The following is a 15657-nucleotide window of genomic DNA, read 5'->3' as shown; positions in this document are numbered from 1 at the left end:
GGATGTTCTCGCGAACCGCCTTCGGGAAGCGGGCCAACCAAGGCAGAAATGTGCCTTGGATCCGGCACGCCGGCCGGGAAGCGGGCCAACCAAGGCAGAAATGTGCCTTGGATCCGGCTCGCCGGCCGGGAAGCGGGCCAACCAAGGCAGAAATATGCCTTGGATCCGGCACGCCGGGGTAGCGTCAAGAAGTATGTGTAAGCAGCAAGATATTCCCAGTCAAAATGGGTTGACGTCACTCTTGGTGGTGGGGGTAGCGTTTCTCAAACATCTGCTTCAACCTACGTTTTACCGACGGGTCGCCGAAGCCGCGAATGACTTTCTTGCCATAATACTCGTTGTACTCGCTAGCCGTCAGGTAAAGGATTTTCTCGACCGCCTCCATGTTGGTCAGGCTGTTCATGGGCTTAAGTCGTTTGCGGAATTCCTTGTTCATGCGTTCAATCGGGTTGGACGTGTAGATGGCCAGCTTCATTTCGGCGGGATACGAGTAGAACGTAAGCAGCGTGTCGAGCTGGTTTTCCCAGGACTGAATTTCTTTGGGATAGCGCTTCTGCCATTTGTCCTTAAGCCGGTCAAAAGCAGCCAGAGCCAAGTCCCGGTCTAGGGCGTTGTAGACGGTTTTGAGATCGGCAACGAAGTCCGTCTTGTCCTGCATGCGGATCTTGGGAAAGGTCGAGCGCACTTTGTGGACGACACAGTGCTGGACGTCGGCTTTGGGAAAGGCTTCCCGGAAGGCCGTATCCAGCCCAGGCAGCCCATCGAATACGCCAAGCAGAACTTCCTCCACGCCGCGCTGCTGCAAGTCTTTCAGCACGTCGCGCCATACGTTGGCACTCTCTTTTCCCCCGACGTAGAAGCCGAGGATGGATCGGTACCCGTCTTCGTCGATGCCCATCGCAAAACAAACGACTTCGCCGCTGACCGTGCTGCGCTTGAGCTTGACGTACATGCCGTCGAGGTAAATGACGGAGTAGCGCTTGCCGAGCGGCCTTGTCTGCCAGCGCTCCACGTCTTCCAGAACCGTCGAAGTGATGTTGCTAATCGTGGTCGGCGAGTACGCTTGACCGAACATGCCTTCAATGAACCGAGCGATGTCGCGGGTCGGCATGCCGCCTTTGTACATCTGAATGACGGCCTCCTCCAGCCAGCCGTCGCGCCGCTGATAGGGCTCGAACAGCTGCGTTTGGAAGTCGCCGTTTCGGTCTCGGGGCATCTCCAGATCCTCGATCAGGCCGTAGCGGGTGTGCAGATCCCGGTAGTAGTAGCCGTTTCGGCTGTTGCGGATACCCGCTGCCGCAGCCTCGGCCATGTGGTGCTGAATCTCCGTACGGATGAGAAACTCGATCCGCTCCTTTACGAAGGGGATGACAGAATTTTCAAAGAGATGGTTCAGGTGGTTTTCGGTTATACTAGTCATGAAGTAGGGTCCTTTCTTGGTGGCGTCGTAACCCCGAGAATACCCTACTTTTTTTGTGCCTAGCTAGGCTCCAAATGTTGGTACACAACTTATTGTACGTCACCCACGCCGGCCGGGAAGCGGGCCAATCAAGGCAGAAATGTGCCTTGGATCCGGCACGCCGGCCGGGAAGCGGGCCAACCAAGGCAGAAATGTGCCTTGGATCCGGCACGCCGGCCGGGAAGCGGGCCAACCAAGGCAGAAATGTGCCTTGGATCCGGCACGCCGGCCGGGAAGCGGGCCAACCAAGGCAGAAATGTGCCTTGGATCCGGCACGCCGGAAACCAACCTGCACGAAAGCGGAAGGAAACCGAGAAATCAATGTCAGCCCCGGGGGGTTCCCGAGGTTCCGGTGTTTTCTGCTTCGCGGCTTACCAAAAGCAAGCTTGGAGGTCGGGTGGCCTTCCCTTGCCCACAATCTACTGAAGAGGGCAGCTGTGGATGCACAAAGACCCCGAATGGAAATGGAGCCGAGGCAGCTGGCTTCATGCTTCATTCGAGGTCTTTGTTTCTTTTGGAGATTTTGGAGTGTCTCCATTTGCTTTGGGGACAGCCCCTTTGTCGTTCCGGGGCGCCGGCTTCCGCCCGGCGCGCGTCCGAATTTAGCGAGACGCCAGCAGGTAGAGCGGCATGAGCGTCTGGAACACCGATTCGGCCTTGCGCACGAACGCCTCGCCGTCCTGCAGCAGCGGGTCGCTGCGGTCCAGATGGACGCCGCAGAGCAGCTCGGCGGCTTTGACCGTGCGCAAGCGCTCGAACAACGCCCGCAGCTCGTCCCGGCTCATGCCGTCATGCGGCGCGGCTTCCGGCCGGGTATGGTCGCCGGACCAGACGTAGCCTTGTCCGGCCGGAGGCAGGGCGTAGATCTCGTCCAGCCTCTCGAGGGCGCGTCTCGCGAACTCGGCCTTGCCTTCCGCCTCGTAGATGACGGCGAACTGGATGAAGGCATGGGTGCCCCACAGGCCGATCTGAAAATGGGGATGCGCCTTGTAGCCCCGCTTGTTGGCGGCAAAGGCGACCCAGGTGTCGCTCGGCGGATTGACCGTGCGCCGGGCGTGCTTGGCGACGTGAGGGTGGAACTCCGTGCCGGACAGGACGGACAGCTCGGGGGAGAGGCGGCTGCCGAGCTCCTCCAGCTTGGGGCGGATGCCCGAGATGAGGGCCGACATGCGCGGCTCCAGGCCGTCGATGGCGAAAACGTCGAAATCGGCCGGTCCGAAGCCGGGGAAGTCCTTATGGCGCTCGTCCAGTGCCGAGGCGCTGGATCCGCGGGATGGAGGTTGGATCATAGGCTTGTTGTCCTTTCGTAAATGAAAAGTTCGCGGACGAACCGGCTCCCGGTCATCAGGACGGATCGTCGTCCATATAGTATATCACAGCCTGCATCGAGGCTGGACAAGTCTCCCTTTTAGCGGAAAGACCGCGTGCCGGACAGGCGCGGCGGACGCGAGCGGCGTAAGTCGACATTGGGAGCGCTGTCATTCCGAACAGGCTTGCGCCCTTTTCTTCAAAATTAGTCAATAAACCAAGTTGCCATCACATAAGATGGAGTATAAACTACGGGTAAGATCAAATTGTCTGAACATTTAGTCAAAACAACCTAAAGCAGGGGAGGGATTGCCGTGAATAAAAGCTACGAAGTGGAATATTGCAACTTGGAGCTGAGATTTGACCGCCGGCAAATCCAGAATCTCATCCGCGATTTGATCCATGAAGGCTACTCCCTCTACTGGAGCGAGACCGAGGCCCAATTTTTGATCTCGATCCGCACGGGCCGCAAGCTGGTGAAGCTCAGGTTCCAAAAAATGAAGAACCGGTACAAGATCGTGGGCGACTACATCATCAAGGACGAAAAGCTGTCGGAGCTGATCGAGAAGCTGATCGGCGATACGCGCGGCCATGCGGTCGTAAAACGGATGAAGGACCGTCAGATCGTCATTGAAAATATTATGTTCGGCGAAATCATTCGACTCGTGGAGGTGTCAGGGATGGAGCATCGGATTATTTATCAGAAGAAGCCTGTCGTCACCCTGGAGGAAATTACGAAAGCCTTCCAGTCGACCCGAGCGGAGGAGCGGGCAGCGGTGCTCCGCTACGAGCTGGATTACGAGCTGTGCGTCCTCTACGACGCGCTGCAGGCAGGCGACAGCCAGGCCGCGGAAGACAGCCGCGACCGCCTCGTCCAGATGCGTGGGGAAATGCTTCAGCTAGAGCTGTAACCACGCGAACCGGTCAGGCGAGCGGTTACGCGGGCAGGGAGCTGTAACCTCGCGAACCGGTCAGGTGAGCGGTTACGCGAACAGAGAGCTGTAACCACGCGAACCGGTGAGGCGAGCGGTTACGCGAACAGAGAGCTGCAACCTCGCGAACCGGTGAGGCGAGCGGTTACGCGGGCAGGGAGCTGTAAGTCAATTGACGAGCTTTAACCACGCGAGTCACTAGGCGAGCGGTTAAGCCCATCTTATTCGGCAAGGTGACAAAAGGTGACAAGCGGACCGGAATCGGAGCTTGGCGGCGGCATCGCCGCGAGCTGAAGCCGGCCGGAAGACGGAGACGCGGATCCGCTTGGATCAGCGCTCCGTCTTTTTCCGCTTGAAGGCCGTGCTCGAGGCCCGTCCGCCGCCGGACGGGCTTTTTCGCGTCCGTTCCGGCTTTGCGTTTGACGGCTGCCGGGTCTACTATTAGAGGAAGGCCGCTTGAGCCAAGCGGTTCGGAAGCGACTTCGGGGGGAGAACGAACGATGGATGGTAGGGTTAGCGGTCCCGCGGACCGGCTGGAGCTGGTGGCGGCGATCGATCTCGGGACGACGAGCGCGAAGGCGGTGCTGATGAATGCGTCGGGCGGCCGGCTGTCGGTCGAGGCCGCCGCCGACTGCGGCTATCCGCTGCTTGCCGCCGAGCCCGGCTGGGCGGAGCAGGATCCGGATCAGATCCGCGAGGCGGCGGAGCAGGCGCTGCGGCAAGCGCTGCAGGCGCTGGCAGGCCGCCCGCTGCAGGTGCTGGCGCTATCGTTCAGCAGCGCGATGCACTCGCTCATCGCGCTCGATGGACAAGGCAGGGCGCTTACGCCCTGCATCACCTGGGCCGACCAGCGGGCGGCGGAGCAGGCGCGGCGGCTGCGCGAGGACGAGGCGCTGCAGGGGCTGCGCAGCCGGATCGGCGTGCCCGTCCATGCGATGCTGCCGCTGTGCAAGCTCGTCTGGATGCGCGAGCAGCGGCCGCAGCTGCATCGCGAGGCGGCCTGCTTCGTCGGCATCCGCGAGTATGTGATGCGTGGCTGGACGGGGCGTCCTTGCCGCGTCGATCCGTCGATTGCGGGCGGCACCGGCCTGTATGACCTGCAGGGACGCCGCTGGGATGCCGAAGCGCTGGAGCTGGCGGGCATCGGAGCCGATCGCCTGCCCGAGCTGGCGCCGGCAGCCTGGATCGATCGGCAAGGCTTGAGCGAAGAAGCGGCGGAGCGCCTCGGCCTGCCTGCGGGCACGCCGCTCGTGCTCGGCGGCGCGGACGGCGTGCTCGCCAATCTCGGCGCGGGAGCGGTGCAGGACGGCATCGCCTCGGTGACCGTCGGCACGAGCGGCGCGGTGCGGGCGGCGGTGAGCCGCCCGGCGGCGGACGCCGAGGGGCGGCTGTTCTGCTACGAGCTCGGCGAAGGGCGGTGGATCGCGGGCGGTCCGGTCAACAGCGGCGGCGTCGTGTTCCGCTGGGTGCGGGACAAGCTGTTTCCTGGCATCGCGGAGGAAGCGGAGCGCAAAGGAATGGATCCATATTCCTACCTGGTCGAGCTGGCGATGCAGACGCCGCCGGGGGCGGACGGCCTGCTCTGCCTGCCGCATCTGGCGGGCGAGCGGGCTCCGCATTGGAACGAGGACGCCCGGGGCGTCTTCGTCGGCTTGTCGCTGGAGCATGACCGCCGCCACCTGATCCGCGCCGCCCTGGAGGGCATTCTGTACGGCCTGCGCTCGGTGCTGGAAGCGCTGCGGGAGACGGCCGGCCCGCTGCGCGAGATCCGCGCCAGCGGCGGCCTGCTCCGCTCCGCGCCGCTGCGCCAGATGCTCGCGGACATGACGGGGCTGCCCGTGCTGCTCATGGACACGGCGGAAGCCTCCTCCGTCGGAGCGGGCCGGATCGCGCTCGAGGCGCTCGGCCGCGGCGGGGAGGCGGCGCCCGAGGTGCCGATCACCGATCGGCGGGAGCCCGATCCGGACGCCGGCTTGACCTACGACCGCCTGTACGGGATCTACCGCCCGGTGTTCGGCCGGCTGGCCGGAACGTTCCGCGAGCTGGCGGACATCCAGCGGGCGGGAGCGGACAGCCGCTGAAGCGTTCCGTCCGCCGTTCATCCAATATTCATGTAGCGGGCGTTCCGCACGGCGAATCGTTCGTGGTACAATCATTTGCATAACCGATCAAAAAGGGTACACTAGGGCAAGATGCATATCGGGACTAACTCAGCAAAGGAATGGTCATTCATGTCGAAACAGCAAATCGGCGTTGTCGGTCTCGCCGTCATGGGCAAGAACCTCGCGCTTAACATCGAGAGCAAAGGCTTCACCGTATCGGTATACAACCGTTCCCGCGAGAAGACGGACGAGCTCCTGGCCGAATCGCCGGGCAAGAACCTCCATCCGGCCTACACGATCGAGGAATTCGTCGCTTCCCTGGAAGTGCCGCGCAAAATCCTCATCATGGTCAAGGCGGGCGGTCCTACGGACGCGGTCATCGACGAGCTCGTGCCTCATCTGGAGCAGGGAGACATCATCATCGACGGCGGCAACGCCTACTTCCCGGACACCGAGCGCCGCAGCAAGGCGCTTGAAGCCCAAGGCTTCCGCTTCGTCGGCACGGGCGTATCGGGCGGCGAGGAAGGCGCGCTCAAAGGGCCTTCGATCATGCCGGGCGGTCCGGAATCGGCCTACAAGCTGGTCGAGCCGATCCTGACGGGCATCTCCGCCAAAGTGAACGGCGACCCTTGCTGCACGTACATCGGGCCTGGCGGCGCCGGCCACTACGTCAAGATGGTGCATAACGGCATCGAATACGGCGACATGCAGCTCATCACCGAGGCGTACCATCTGCTGAGCTCGGTGCTGGGGCTTTCGACCGACGAGCTGCACGAGATCTTCACCGAGTGGAACAAAGGCGAGCTCGACAGCTACCTGATCGAGATCACGGCCGACATCTTCTCCAAGAAGGATCCGGAGACGGGCCTGCCGATGGTCGACGTCATCCTCGACTCCGCCGGCCAGAAGGGCACGGGCAAATGGACGAGCCAAAGCGCCCTCGACCTCGGCGTGCCGCTGTCGATCATCACGCAGTCCGTCTTCTCGCGCTTCCTGTCCGCGATGAAGGAAGAGCGCGTCGCCGCGAGCAAGGTGCTGAGCGGACCGAAGCCGGCTCCGTATGCAGGCGATAAGGCCGCCTTCGTCGAAGCGGTGCGCAAGGCGCTGTTCGCGAGCAAGATCTGCTCCTACGCGCAGGGCTTCGCCCAGATGCGCGCGGCATCCGACGAGTTCGGCTGGAACCTGCGCTACGGCGACATCGCGATGATCTTCCGCGGCGGCTGCATCATCCGCGCCCGCTTCCTGCAGAACATCAAGGACGCCTACGACCGCGATCCGGAGCTTCGGAACCTGCTGCTCGACGAGTACTTCAAGAACATCGTCGAATCGTACCAGGGAGCTTGGCGCGAAGTAATCACGGCGGCCGTGGCGAGCGGCATCCCGGTGCCGGGCTTCTCCAGCGCGCTGGCGTACTTCGACAGCTACCGCACGGAGCGCCTGCCGGCGAACCTGCTGCAGGCGCAGCGCGACTACTTCGGCGCGCATACGTTCCAGCGCACGGACAAGGAAGGCGCCTTCCACTTCGAGTGGATGGACTCCAGCGAAGGCTAAGGCCGATCCGGCTCCAGCGCTTCCAGCGCCTCGCGCAGCTTCCGGCGCAGCCGGTCGGCCTCCAGCGGGCCGCTGCGCGGCGAGCGCAGCAGGCTCATGGAGGCCTCGGCGAAGCCCTCGAAGCAAGTCAACCAACGTGGCTGCGGCAGCCCCTGCAAGGCAGGGGCGCCGTCAGCCACTTTTTTTCGGATATAATCGAGCGCCCAGATGACGTCCTCCCGCGAGAGCGTCTCGCCGGACCCGACGATCCGGCTCATCCGCCGTTCGGCGGCCCCTGGATCCAAGCTGCGGCCGGTCATGGAACCGCCTCCTTATGCCGTTCTCGTTCTCTATTCAATCCTTATGAAAAATAGAGATTTTTATACCCCGTCTCTAGCAATTGATGATATGATATTCGGAAGGAAAACGACCGCAAGGGTGGGAAGACAGACACGATGCGCCAGGCAGAACAGGATAGGGACAAAATTGTCCTCATTGGCTTCATGGGCACGGGCAAATCGACAGTAGCCGCCATGCTGGCCGAGCGGCTCGGCTGGCGATGCGCCGACACCGATGCCGAGGTCGTGCGGGAGCAGGGCAGCTCGATCGCCGAGCTGTTCGCGACGCGCGGAGAAGCCTTCTTCCGCGACGCGGAGACAAGAGCGCTCGAGCGGCTGCTGGCATGCGGAGATCCGCTCGTCATCGCGACCGGCGGCGGAGCGGTGCTGCGCGAGCGCAACCGGCAGCTCATGCTGGGCGGCGCGTTCGTCGCGGCGCTGCAGGCTTCCGAGGCTGTCATCGTGGAGCGGGTGCGGCATGACCAGGGCCGTCCGCTGCTGGCGGGCGATCCGGCCGCCAAAGTCCGCGAGCTGCTGGAGAAGCGCCGGGGGGCGTACGATTTCGCGCCTCTGCAGGTGATGACGGACGGACTTTCCCCGGAGCAAGCGGCGGAGGCGGTAGCCTTGGCGTATCAAGACGCTTCAAGGCTTTACCGCGCTTCCGACCTGTAGCCCTCCGGCAGACAAATTTTCAACCAACAGACAAAGGGGTATGACGAACATGGACGTAGTGGTAACGCCGACACCGGAGCTGAAGGGCAGCATCCAGGCTCTATCCTCCAAAAACTACACGACCCGCTACCTGCTCGTGGCCGCGCTGGCGGAAGGCACGAGCACGATCTATCATCCGGCGCACAGCGAGGACAGCGACGCGATGCGGCGCTGCATCCGCGACATCGGCGCAGAGCTGGAGGAGGACGGCGAGAAGATCGTCATCAAGGGCTTCGGCAGCAAGCCGCGCGACGTGCGCGAGCTCAATGTCGGCAATGCCGGCGCCGTGCTGCGCTTCCTGATGGCGGTCGCTGCGCTTTGTCCGGACGTGACGTTCGTCAATGCGTACCCGAACTCGCTCGGCAAGCGCCCGCACGACGATCTGATCGTCTCGCTGCGCCAGCTCGGCGTCGAGGTCGACGACCATGAGGGCAAGCTGCCGATCACGATCCGCGGCGGCGCGCCGAAGGGCGGCAACATCACCGTATCGGGCAACGTCAGCTCGCAGTTCCTGAGCGCGCTGCTGTTCCTCGCGCCGCTGCTGGAGGAGGACAGCGAGATCGAGGTGCTGGACGACCTCAAGTCCAAGGTCGTCGTCGGCCAGACGCTGGAGGTGCTGGAGCAGGCGGGCATCGTCATCGAAGCGTCCGAGGACCTGATGCGCTATCGCGTGCCGGGCGGCCAGCGCTACCAGGCGCGCACCTACCGGGTGCAGGGCGATTATCCGGGCTCGGCGGCGGTGCTGGCCGCAGCGGCGGTCACGCGCTCCGAGGTGACGATCCACGGCCTGCCGGAGAAGAGCCGCCAGGGCGAGCGCGCCGTCGTCGACGTGCTGCGCATGATGGAGACGCCGCTCGTGCATGACGGCGACGACATTACCGTGCGCGGCAACGGCAAGCTCAAGGCGGTCGAATTCGACGGAGACGCGGCCACCGACGCGGTGCTGGCGATGGTCGCGGCGGCCGTGTACGCCGAGGGCACGTCCCGCTTTTACAACGTCGAGAACCTGCGCTACAAGGAATGCGACCGCATCACCGACTACCTGGCGGAGCTGCGCAAGGCGGGAGCGGACGTCGAGGAGAAGCGCGACGAGATCATCGTGCACGGCAAGCCGGAAGGTCTGGAGGGCGGCGTCGAGATCAACGCCCACTACGACCACCGCGTCATCATGGCGCTGACGGTCGTCGGCCTGCGCTGCCGCCAGCCGCTGCGCATCCGCGACGCGCATCATGTCGCCAAGTCGTACCCGATCTTCTTCGACCATCTGCAGGCGCTCGGCGCGAACGTGCAGTGGCAGGAGTAGCGTAAGCGCCCGCCGCTCGGGGCAACGTATATTTTGACGCAACCCATCCTTACCCATGCCGAGGAGGAATCGTACGCCATGCCGTTTGCCAATCCCGAACGCGAACAGATCAAGAGCCTGCTCGAGGCGCACACGACCGTCGCGGTCGTCGGCCTCTCCGACAAGCCGGACCGCACGTCCCATGCCGTCTCGCAGGCGATGCAGCAGCGGGGCTACCGCATCATTCCGGTCAATCCGGCGGTGCAAGGCGACATTTTGGGGGAGCGCTGCTACCCCGACCTCGCCTCCGTGCCGGAGCCGATCGGCATCGTCAACGTGTTCCGGCGCAGCGAGTTCACGCCCGACATCGCGCGCGAGGCGGTCGCAGCCGGAGCCAAGGTGCTCTGGCTGCAGCTCGGCGTCTACAGCGAGGAAGCGGCCGAGATCGCCCGCCAGGGCGGGCTCGACGTCGTGATGGACCGCTGCATCAAGGTGGAGGACTCCATCCTCCAGCCCCGAATCCGCTGAGGCGGACGCTGCCGAGCAGCCGTCCGGACAAGCGCGGAGGCAGGCCGAGCCGGCCTGCCTTCTTTCTTTTGACAAGGATAGGGCGCGCGGCGTAATCTAGATCGGTAGCAAGAAAGGAGGAGCAGGCTTGAACTTCATGGGCAACTTGCAGCAGCTCGGCCGGGCCGTCATGCTGCCGATGATCGTGCTGCCTGCCGCGGCGATCTGCATGAGCCTGGCGCAGCTTCCGTGGGATGCGGCGGGCCTGCCGGCGATGGCGGAGTACCTGCAGATCGCCGGCCGCTCGCTGTTCCTCTTCCTGCCCTATCTGTTCGCCGCCGGAGTCGCCTGGGGCACCTCGAGCAACGGGGGAGCGGCGAGCCTGTCCGCGCTGGCCGGCATGTTCATCTACTCGGGCATCGTGCAGTCGAGCAGCTACGACATCGAGCCGACGGTGCTGATCGGCGCGCTGATCGGCATGCTCGCCGGATACAGCTACGAGCGGTTCAAGTCGATCCGGCTGCCCGAGTCGATCCAGTTTTTCGGGGGTCCGCGGTTCGTGCCGCTGTTCGTCAGCTTCGTCTGCATCCTGTTCTCGCTGTTCATGGTCGCGGCGGCTCCTTCGCTGAGCCGCGGCCTGCTCTGGCTCGGCGACGTCGTCGCCTCGGCCGGAGGCTTCGGCGTGTTCCTGTACGGCTTCCTGCACCGCATTCTCGTCGTATTCGGCCTGCATCATCTGCTCAACCATGTGTTCTGGTTCCAGATCGGCGGCTACCGGATGGACGGAGGCGAGATGGTGTACGGCGACCTGCCGCGCTTCTTCGCGGGCGACCCGACTGCGGGGGCGTTCATGGCCGGGCTGTATCCGACGATGATGTTCGCCCTGCCGGCGATCGCGCTGGCGATCATCCAGGAGGCGCGGGAGGATCTCAAGCCGAAGATCAAGCGCACGTTCCTGTCGGCGGCGCTCGCCTCGTTCCTGACCGGCGTCTCGGAGCCGGTGGAGTTCGCCTTCCTGTTCGTCGCGCCCTATCTGTTCGTCATCCATTCCGTGTTGTCCGGCCTCATCATGTGGGCCGCGTACGAGCTCGGCATCCGGCACGGCTTCTCGTTCTCCGGCGGCGCGATCGACTACGTCATCAACATGCATCTGGCGACCAAGGGCTGGCTGCTTCTTCCTCTGGGCATCGTCGTGTTTCTGCTGTATTATGGACTTTTCCGCTGGGCGATCCGCCGCTTCCAGATTCCGACGCCGGGACGCGAGGAAGGCTCGGCGCTCGACGAGTGGGCCGGCGACATCCCGTACCGCGCGCCGCTCATCCTGCAGGCGATCGGCGGCAAGGAGAACGTCGAGACGCTCGAGGCCTGCATCACCCGGCTGCGGATCAAGGTGCGCAACGACAAGCTGCTCGACAACGCGGCGCTGCGCGATCTCGGCGCGGCCGGCGTCATCCGGCTCGGCGGCGGCAACGTGCAGGTCGTCTTCGGCACGTTCTCCGAGCTGATCCGCGAGGAGATGCTCAAGACGATGCAGCGCGACCGCGCGCAGGTGCTGTTCAGCTCGCCGGTCCAGGGCCGGATGATTCCGCTGGACGAGGTGCCCGATCCGATCTTCGCGGGCAAGCTCGTCGGCGACGGGGCGGCGTTCCTGCCGGAGCGCGGAGAGCTCGTCGCCCCGGTCAAGGGCGAGGTCATCCTGCTCTATCCGACGATGCACGCCATCGGCCTGCGTACGCCGGAGGGCTTGGAGGTATTGATGCATATCGGCATCGATACGTCGTCCTTGGACGGCTATTTCCATGCGGCGGTCAAGGAAGGGGATGAGGTCATCCCCGGCCAGCTGCTCATCTCGTTCGACATCCAGCGGCTGCGCAAGGCGGGCAAGTCGCTGGCGACGCCGATGCTCATCACGAATCCGCAGCTCGTCCGTTCGTGGGGCTTCGGACCATTCAAGACGGTGAAGCGGGGCCAGACGGCCGTCATGTCCGTCATGCTTCGCGAATCCAAGGACAGTCAGGCTGGAGGGAAACGCTCATGACACAGGGAATTGGAGCTTCGGCGGGAATCGCGATCGGCAAGTGCTTCGTGCTCCCGAACTGGGAATGGGACCTGCCGGAGCAGAAGATCGACGTCGCCGACCTGGCGCGGGAGTTCGAGCGCCTTTACGAGGGCATCCGCACCTCCAAGGTCGAGATTGAGCAGATGAAAGACGAGCTCAGCGAGGTTGTCGGTCCCGACGAGAGGAGCATTTTCGACGCCCATCTGGCGATTCTGGACGATCCGGTCTTCATGAACGAGATCCAGGGCATGATCGAGCGGCAGTACAAGGCGGCGGAGGTGGCGGTCAAGGAAGCGATCGACCACTTCGTGACGATGTTCGACCTGCTGGACGACGAGTACATGAAGGAGCGGGCGCTCGACATCCGCGATGTCGGCAACCGGCTGCTCAAGCATCTGCTCGGCGCGCCCGAGATCACCCTTCCTTCCGATACGCAGCCTTACGTCCTCGTGGCCAAGGAGCTGTCTCCTTCGCAGCTCGCCCATCTCAATCCGCGCAACGTGCTCGGCATCGTCACCTTCGGCGGCAGCACGACGTCGCATTCGGCGATCATGGCCCGGGCGCTCGGCATCCCGCTCGTCGTCGCGGTCGACGACGACCTGGAGGAGCGCGTGCAGACCGGCGACGTCCTGCTGCTGGACGGCGGGAGCGGCTTCGTGGAGCTGAGTCCTTCGGCGGAGCTCGTCGCCGCCTATGCCCGGCTCAAGCAGGAGCAGGAGGAGGAGAAGGCCCGGCTGCGCGGCCTGGCCCATGTCGATCCGTCGACGCCGGACGGCAAGCGGCTGCGGCTGTCGGCCAACATCAGCTCCCTCAAGGAGCTGGAGATCGCCTTGTCGAGCGGAGCGCACGGCGTCGGGCTGTTCCGCACGGAGTTCCTCTACATGGACCGGACCCGCTTTCCCAAGGAAGAGGAGCAGTTCGAGGTGTACCGCAGCGTCGCCGAAAAGCTGGACGGCGGTCCGCTCGTCATCCGCACGCTCGACATCGGCGGCGACAAGCATCTCGACTACTTCGAGCTGCCGGAGGAGGAGAATCCTTTTCTCGGCTATCGCGCGATCCGCATCAGCCTCGACCGCAAGGACCTGTTCCGCACGCAGCTGCGCGCCATCCTCCGCGCCTCTCACTATGGAGACGTCAAGGTGATGTACCCGCTCATCTCCTCGGTCGAGGAGGTGCGGGAGGCGAACCGGCTGCTGCGCGAGGCGATGGCGGAGCTCGAGGCGGAAGGCAAGCCGTTCAACCGGGCGATGGAGACCGGCGTCATGATCGAGCTGCCGGCCGCCGTCATGATCGCGGAGCTGCTGGCCAGAGAGGTCGACTTTTTCAGCATCGGCACGAACGACCTCGTTCAGTTCACGCTCGCCGTCGACCGGATGAACGACAAGATCTCGCATCTCTACGAGCCTTACCATCCGGCGGTGCTGCGCATGCTGCGCACGACGGTGGAGGCCGGGCGGAGGCAGGGCATCACGGTCGGCGTATGCGGCGAGATGGCCGGCGATCCGGCGGCGCTGCCGATCTGGCTCGGGCTCAACGTCGACGGGCTGAGCATGTCGTCGCATTCGATCCTGCAGGTCAAGGAGCGCCTGCTGCGCACGAGCCAGGAAGAGAGCCGCGCCGCGCTGGAGCATGTGATGGCGAGCAGCACGGCGGCCGAGGCGAAGCTGCAGCTGCAGCGCTTCAAGCGCGAGGTCGACGAGCGCGAGACGCCGGAGCTGGCCGACGGCCGGCGCTGCAACGGATAGGCGGACGACCAAAAAAGCCTTGCCGGAACGTTTCCGGCAAGGCTTTTGCTTGGGGCGGCACTTGTCTTCAGCGGCTTTTCAGCGCATCGACGAACGCTTTGGCATAGGGCGGCAGATCCGGCGGACGGCGCGCCGAGATCAGGTTGCCGTCCACGACGACGGCCTCGTCATGCCAGACCGCTCCGGCATTCTCCATGTCGTCACGGATGCCGGGCGTGGAGGTCACTTGGCGGCCCTGCAGGATCTTGGCGGAAATGAGCACCCAGCCGGCATGGCAGATCTGGCCGATCGGCTTGCCGTCGCGGTCCATCTCCTGCACGAGGCGCAGCACCTCGGGATAGCGGCGGATCTTGTCCGGCGCCCAGCCGCCGGGCACGAGCAGCCCGTCCACCTGCGAGGCGTCGATCTCCTCGTAGGCGAGATCGGCGGTCGCGGGCACGCCGTACTTGCCGATATGGGTCTTGCCTTTCGACGGACCGGCGAATTCCACGAGGGCTCCCTCCTCCCGGACGCGATAGACGGGATACCACAGCTCGAGATCCTCGAATTCGTCATCCAGGAGGCAGATGACTCGTTTTCCTTGCAGCGTCATGTTCGATCACTCTCCTCTAGCAGCCATTGTAAGGCAGGGAGACAGGACAAATCAAACGGACGGGCGCGGCAAAACCGCTGACAGAAAATGCTTGCCGCGCGTCAGCAGGAATTTTCGCGAAAAAGGTCGAAGTAAGCAAAAGCGAGCACGGACGGGAACGTCGTGCCTCCCAGCGCCGCCGGGCAGAGCGGAGCCCGGGCGCCGAGCAAGCGGATTCGCCGCTGCCGGGCCGGGCGGCCATGCTGCCGATGACGAAGGAGTGGACCAATCATGCACAAAACCTGTACTTGCGGACAGACGATGACGATGAAGCTGCGCACCGTCATTTACTCCGGCAAGGTCGAAATCGACAATGTTCCGATCTATTCCTGCCCTTCCTGCAGCCGCAGCGAGGTGCTGCCGGAAGTGAAGCCCGACCTGACGGGCCTGATCGGCCAGCTCGGCGAAGAGCCGGCCAAGCAGACGCTTTTGTTTAACGAGCTGAACGAGTGGGCAGATTTACTGCTAGAGGCTTCCGCCACCCGCAAGACGCCGAACGGCGCCGCCGTCCAGCAGATCGTAGACGAGCGCATCGACAGCCTGCTGGAGCTGCTGCTGCTTGCCGGATCGGTCGGAGACGAGACGTGGAGGCAGGATATCGAGAAAAGGCTCGCCCAGCTGAGCCGCTGCACCTTGCATACATAAGAACAAAAGCCGACTATCGAACGAATAGGAGAGTGGGAACCGATGAGCTTCATTTCCCTTCAGACGCTAGAGGATTGGAACCGCGTGCTCGAAAAGTCGCATGAGAAGCCGGTGCTGGTGTTCAAGCACAGCACGCGCTGCTCGGTCAGCGCCGAGGCTCATGAAGCGTGGGAGAGCTGGACGCGTGCGGCCAAGGACGAGGGCGTGGAAACGGCGCTCGTGCGCGTCGTCGAGGAGCGTCCGGTATCGAACGCCATCGAGGAAAGCCTCGGCGTCAAGCACGCTTCGCCGCAGGCGATTCTGGTGAAGGACGGCAAGGCCGAGTGGAACGCCTCGCACTGGAACATTACGGAGTCCTCGCTGGCCGAGAACGCCCGCTGACATTGCAACCGCCCCTGCGTTTGTCGT

At 63.9% G+C, this 15657-nt stretch carries 14 protein-coding genes; 10 read left to right on the top strand and 4 right to left on the bottom strand.

What is annotated here, in order from left to right:
• Positions 1 to 235: 235 nt before the first annotated feature.
• Positions 236 to 1420, bottom strand: coding sequence for an IS256 family transposase (locus NYE40_RS14415; RefSeq protein ID WP_101807766.1), 1185 nt, complete (start codon positions 1418 to 1420; stop codon positions 236 to 238).
• A 641-nt stretch (positions 1421 to 2061) separates the two neighbouring features.
• On the bottom strand, positions 2062 to 2748 hold the full coding sequence (locus NYE40_RS14410; protein ID WP_101809310.1) for a DUF1054 domain-containing protein: 687 nt from the start codon (positions 2746 to 2748) through the stop codon (positions 2062 to 2064).
• A gap of 333 nt (positions 2749 to 3081) precedes the next feature.
• On the opposite strand from NYE40_RS14410, the gene NYE40_RS14405 reads away from it, so the two are divergent.
• The 3 genes from NYE40_RS14405 (at position 3082) to gndA (ending at position 7352) form a co-directional block, all read left to right on the top strand.
• Positions 3082 to 3678, top strand: coding sequence for a hypothetical protein (locus tag NYE40_RS14405; RefSeq protein ID WP_028596940.1), 597 nt, complete (start codon positions 3082 to 3084; stop codon positions 3676 to 3678).
• Between the two features lie 521 nt (positions 3679 to 4199).
• On the top strand, positions 4200 to 5780 hold the full coding sequence (locus NYE40_RS14400) for a gluconokinase (protein WP_339278591.1): 1581 nt from the start codon (positions 4200 to 4202) through the stop codon (positions 5778 to 5780).
• Positions 5781 to 5930: 150 nt separating this feature from the next.
• Positions 5931 to 7352, top strand: a complete 1422-nt coding sequence (gndA, locus tag NYE40_RS14395; RefSeq protein ID WP_028596938.1) for an NADP-dependent phosphogluconate dehydrogenase — start codon at positions 5931 to 5933, stop codon at positions 7350 to 7352.
• Here gndA and NYE40_RS14390 read toward each other — a convergent pair.
• Entirely contained in the window at positions 7349 to 7651 is a 303-nt protein-coding gene (locus NYE40_RS14390) for a hypothetical protein (protein WP_028596937.1), read from the bottom strand. The two genes, gndA and NYE40_RS14390, sit on opposite strands and share 4 nt — an antisense overlap.
• A 135-nt stretch (positions 7652 to 7786) precedes the next feature.
• On the opposite strand from NYE40_RS14390, the gene NYE40_RS14385 reads away from it, so the two are divergent.
• From NYE40_RS14385 to ptsP, 5 genes are all read left to right on the top strand, one after another.
• The gene (locus NYE40_RS14385; protein ID WP_028596936.1) at positions 7787 to 8341 is read left to right on the top strand and encodes a shikimate kinase; all 555 of its coding nucleotides are present in this window, start codon (positions 7787 to 7789) and stop codon (positions 8339 to 8341) included.
• 49 nt (positions 8342 to 8390) lie between these two features.
• Complete coding sequence (aroA, locus tag NYE40_RS14380; RefSeq protein ID WP_339278590.1) at positions 8391 to 9683, top strand: 3-phosphoshikimate 1-carboxyvinyltransferase; 1293 nt, start codon at positions 8391 to 8393, stop codon at positions 9681 to 9683.
• 78 nt (positions 9684 to 9761) lie between these two features.
• Positions 9762 to 10190 carry a CoA-binding protein gene (locus NYE40_RS14375; protein WP_028596934.1) on the top strand — a complete coding sequence of 143 codons (429 nt, stop codon included), beginning with the start codon at positions 9762 to 9764 and terminating at the stop codon, positions 10188 to 10190.
• A gap of 127 nt (positions 10191 to 10317) precedes the next feature.
• Entirely contained in the window at positions 10318 to 12207 is a 1890-nt protein-coding gene (locus NYE40_RS14370) for a glucose PTS transporter subunit IIA (RefSeq protein ID WP_028596933.1), read from the top strand.
• Complete coding sequence (ptsP, locus tag NYE40_RS14365) at positions 12204 to 13973, top strand: phosphoenolpyruvate--protein phosphotransferase (protein ID WP_052332842.1); 1770 nt, start codon at positions 12204 to 12206, stop codon at positions 13971 to 13973. The genes NYE40_RS14370 and ptsP overlap by 4 nt, the downstream gene beginning before the upstream one ends.
• A gap of 67 nt (positions 13974 to 14040) precedes the next feature.
• Here the strand turns inward: ptsP and NYE40_RS14360 are convergent, their stop codons facing one another.
• Positions 14041 to 14565, bottom strand: coding sequence for a type 1 glutamine amidotransferase domain-containing protein (locus NYE40_RS14360; RefSeq protein ID WP_101809307.1), 525 nt, complete (start codon positions 14563 to 14565; stop codon positions 14041 to 14043).
• 270 nt (positions 14566 to 14835) lie between these two features.
• Here NYE40_RS14360 and NYE40_RS14355 point away from each other — a divergent pair, with 270 nt between their 5' ends.
• Together NYE40_RS14355 and ytxJ are read left to right on the top strand one after the other, a co-directional pair.
• Complete coding sequence (locus tag NYE40_RS14355) at positions 14836 to 15249, top strand: hypothetical protein (protein WP_101809306.1); 414 nt, start codon at positions 14836 to 14838, stop codon at positions 15247 to 15249.
• A gap of 42 nt (positions 15250 to 15291) precedes the next feature.
• Positions 15292 to 15630, top strand: coding sequence for a bacillithiol system redox-active protein YtxJ (gene ytxJ / locus NYE40_RS14350; RefSeq protein WP_101809305.1), 339 nt, complete (start codon positions 15292 to 15294; stop codon positions 15628 to 15630).
• Positions 15631 to 15657 lie beyond the last annotated feature (27 nt).

It is taken from the genome of Paenibacillus sp. FSL W8-1187, assembly GCF_037965485.1.
Classification (GTDB): Bacteria; Bacillota; Bacilli; order Paenibacillales; family Paenibacillaceae; genus Paenibacillus_O; species Paenibacillus_O pasadenensis.
Note: the sequence above shows the minus strand (reverse complement) of the source record. Positions and strands in the feature narration are given on the sequence as shown.